General features: G+C 75.1%; 3 protein-coding genes, 1 tRNA gene and 1 pseudogene. 4 read left to right on the top strand and 1 reads right to left on the bottom strand.

Annotated elements, in window-relative coordinates; translation table 11 throughout:
* Positions 1-182 precede the first annotated feature (182 nt).
* The 4 genes from ACOJTC_RS19235 to ACOJTC_RS19220 all read left to right on the top strand — a co-directional run bounded on the left by ACOJTC_RS19235 (position 183) and on the right by ACOJTC_RS19220 (position 2,148).
* Positions 183-692 (top strand): SigE family RNA polymerase sigma factor, encoded by a 510-nt coding sequence (locus ACOJTC_RS19235; protein ID WP_088644229.1) that lies wholly within the window; start codon positions 183-185, stop codon positions 690-692.
* A complete protein-coding gene (locus ACOJTC_RS19230; protein ID WP_420117922.1) occupies positions 682-1,629 on the top strand; it encodes a hypothetical protein in 948 nt (315 codons plus the stop codon). Before ACOJTC_RS19235 ends, ACOJTC_RS19230 begins: the two co-directional genes overlap by 11 nt.
* Positions 1,630-1,686: 57 nt before the next feature.
* Positions 1,687-1,760, top strand: a tRNA-Met gene (locus tag ACOJTC_RS19225).
* A 118-nt stretch (positions 1,761-1,878) separates the two neighbouring features.
* Complete coding sequence (locus ACOJTC_RS19220) at positions 1,879-2,148, top strand: hypothetical protein (RefSeq protein ID WP_204926789.1); 270 nt, start codon at positions 1,879-1,881, stop codon at positions 2,146-2,148.
* A gap of 36 nt (positions 2,149-2,184) precedes the next feature.
* Here the strand turns inward: ACOJTC_RS19220 and ACOJTC_RS19215 are convergent.
* Positions 2,185-2,974 (bottom strand): annotated as a pseudogene (locus ACOJTC_RS19215) (ABC transporter substrate-binding protein); the annotation flags it as partial.

The raw sequence follows: 2,974 nt of genomic DNA, 5'->3' as shown, positions 1-2,974 counted from the left end.
CCGCCCGCCACGCCTACGCGGTCGGGGGGGGGCTGACCAGCCCGCTCCCGCGTGGACGGGGCCCACGATCCGCTACCGGGAGGGTGGGCCCCGTCGCTTTTCCGACCAGTCGTCCCGCAACCTGACGATGCCGCTGACCGTCTCCAGTGCAGGTGGCCGGGACGGGGGGACGTGGTGCGGGCATGAGGGACGAGCGGAGTTTCGACGAGTTCTACCGGAGCACCTCGGCGCGGACCCTGCGCTACGGCCACGCCGTGGCGGGCGACCACGGCGAGGCACAGGACCTCGTCCAGGAGGCGTACGCCCGCGCCTGGCGGCAGTGGGGCCGGCTGGCACAGCACCCCGCGCCGGAGGCGTGGCTACGGCTGGTGGTCAGCCGGCTGGCCGCCGACCGGTTCCGCCGGTTACGGAGCTGGCGGACGGCGATCAGCCGTACCGGTCCGCCGGAGGACGTCCGGCCACCCGGTGAGGACACCGTGCTGCTGGTGGCCGCGCTACGGCAGCTCCCCGCCAACCAGCGTCAGGCGCTGGCCCTGCACTACCTGTTCGACATGCCGGTGGAGGAGATCGCCCGGGAGGCCCGGGTGCCCAGCGGCACCGTGAAGTCGTGGCTGTCCCGGGGGCGGTCCCGCCTGGCGGAGCTGCTCCCCGGCGTCTCGGCGAAGGAGTTGGAGGTCAACGATGTCGCGTGAGCTGCACCGTTTCTACCGGTCGTTGGCGCAGGACACCGACCCCGGCGGCCTGGTCCCGCCCGACCTGGTCCGTCGGTACGCCGACCGGCGGGCCCGGCTGCGGGCGGCGGCGGGGGTGCTGGTCGTGGCGGTCCTGGTGGGCGGGACGGCGGCCGGCACCCGGTTCGTGCTCACCGCCGCGCCCGGCACACCGGCCGGGCCGCCCTCCCTCTCCCCACCCGCCACCGCCGTCGCGGTGCCCGCCCCGGCGGTGTCGCCGGCGGCGACGGTGACCTCCGCCCCGGCCGCGTCCGCGCTCACCGGCTCCGCCGTCCGGTCGCCGGCCGGCCCGGTCAGCCCGGCCGTCACGTCGCCGTCCGACCGGCCGCCGACCGCGATCCCCGACGCGGCGTTCTTCACCCTCGCCGCGGCGAACGAGACCGGTGTGCGGCCGATGTTCACTCCCGGCCCGGCGCTGCCGCAGCTCTGCGGCGCGCACCCCGGCGACTCCGGTGTCGTCCAGAGCCGGGGCCGCGTCCTGGCCTTCCGCTACGCCGACACCCCGAAGGGGTACGTCCCGGACGGCAGCTACCGGCACACCATCACCCTCTACCGGGCCGGTCGCGCCGAGGACGCGCTCGGTGAGCTGCGGGCGGCGGTGCGGGACTGTCCGATCCAGCAGTCGTCCGACACCCCGGGGGTGACGTCCCGGTACCGCCTGCTGGCCGGTGGCGGCTACGGCGACGAGTCGGTGCTGTTCGAGCTGCGCCGGTCGTACTCCGAAGGGGCGGGTGTCCCGGCCGGCGGGGACGAGATCCGGCTGGTCCGGGCGATCCGTCTCGGGGACGCGGTGACCGTGCTCTGGGAGCAGGGCTGGGAGGGCACGTCCAGTGAGCGGTCGCAGGTGGACGCCGACAGCCGGCGGGCGGTGGACGCGCTGCGGGACTGGTTGGACTGACGGCCCGGGTGCCGTTTTGCGGGCCCGGGGGTCGGTAGGCTACGGTTAACCAGCCGACGCGGGGTGGAGCAGCTCGGTAGCTCGCTGGGCTCATAACCCAGAGGTCGCAGGTTCAAATCCTGTCCCCGCTACGTTTTCGACAGGCCCCGGAGTTCATCTCCGGGGCCTGTCGCCGTTTCCCGGCGTCCCGTCCGGAATCGCTGCGGGCTTCGGCGTGCCGGAGTTGCCGCCCTCGGTCAGGATGAAGGCATGTCTACTGAGATCAAGACGTCAACTCCGATCACATGGTGGGGCCGGCTGAGCGCGGTCCTCGGCGCGGTCGTGCTCTCGGTCTTCGTGCCGGTGGCCGCGTGGGCGTCCACCGGCACCGGCGAGCTGGTGGTGGAGGCGGCCCGGCGACGGTCCCGGGGCGGCGGGTTCGGCGTCCTCGGGCTGCTCTGCTGCCTGGTGGTCGTCGGCGGCATCGTCCTGCTGGTGGTGCTGCTGACCCGCAACCGGCGTAACCGTCCGCCCCGCTGATCCGCGACCGGCGTCACCGCCCGTCCCGCCGACCCGTCACCGGGCCAGGGCTGCCTGGGCCCGGGCCATGAACTGTGTCGTCGCCGCCCGCGCCCCGGAGCGTCCCGCGCGGATGCTCCGGGCCGCCTCGGTGAGCAGGGCACGCACCTCGTTGTGCCCCCTCGGGGGTGGCGCGGGTGCCGGGCCGACCTGCTGGTGCAGCGCCTCGCCGAGGGCGGCGACCCGTTCGGCAAGCGGATCGTCGAGGGTCTGCACGACCGCCTGGCGTACGGTCAGGCTGGCCGGCAGGCCCCGCTCGGTGCCGAGCAGCCGGCCCACCTCCACGCTGCCGGTGAGGAAGTCGACCACGTCGGCCACCACCTGCGGGTGCCGGGTGCCCCGGAACCCGGCCCAGTACATCGACGCCCGGTCCCACTGGGCGGCCCGGGGGCCGGGGAAGCCGACCAGGGCCAGCTCGTCCTTGCTGTAGCGCTGCAGCTCGGGAAACTGGTGCGACCAGGCGAACGAGGCGGCGGTGTGCCCGCTGACCACCAGTTGCCGGGCCGGATCGCCCCCGTCGGCGCGGTCCACCAGGGCGGCGGCCGGGGTGGCCCGTTGGCTGCGGGCCCGCTCCCAGAACTCGAACCAGTCCAGCAGCGCGGCCGGGCCGAAACCCAGCTGGCGGCCCTGGTAGAACCGGGTGCCCAGCCCGCGCAGCCAGAGCCACAGCGCCCGGTGGTCGCCCGACGGGTCCATCGAGCCGGCGACCCGGCCCCGGCTGGCCCGGGTCACCCGGGCGGCCCAGCTCAGATAGTCGGCCCAGGTCATCGAGGTGGTCGGCTCGGCA

The sequence above is a fragment of the Micromonospora sp. genome (assembly GCF_048594385.1).
Classification (GTDB): Bacteria; Actinomycetota; Actinomycetes; order Mycobacteriales; family Micromonosporaceae; genus Micromonospora; species Micromonospora wenchangensis.
The sequence above is the reverse complement of the archived record's forward strand: the minus strand, read 5'-3'. Positions and strand labels throughout refer to the sequence as shown.

Excerpts from the sequence above, each read along its gene's own strand:
- ACOJTC_RS19220 (WP_204926789.1), top strand. The coding sequence starts at position 1,879 with ATGTCTACTGAGATCAAGACGTCAACTCCGATCACATGGTGGGGCCGG.
- ACOJTC_RS19235 (WP_088644229.1), top strand. The coding sequence starts at position 183 with ATGAGGGACGAGCGGAGTTTCGACGAGTTCTACCGGAGCACCTCGGCG.
- ACOJTC_RS19230 (WP_420117922.1), top strand. The coding sequence starts at position 682 with ATGTCGCGTGAGCTGCACCGTTTCTACCGGTCGTTGGCGCAGGACACC.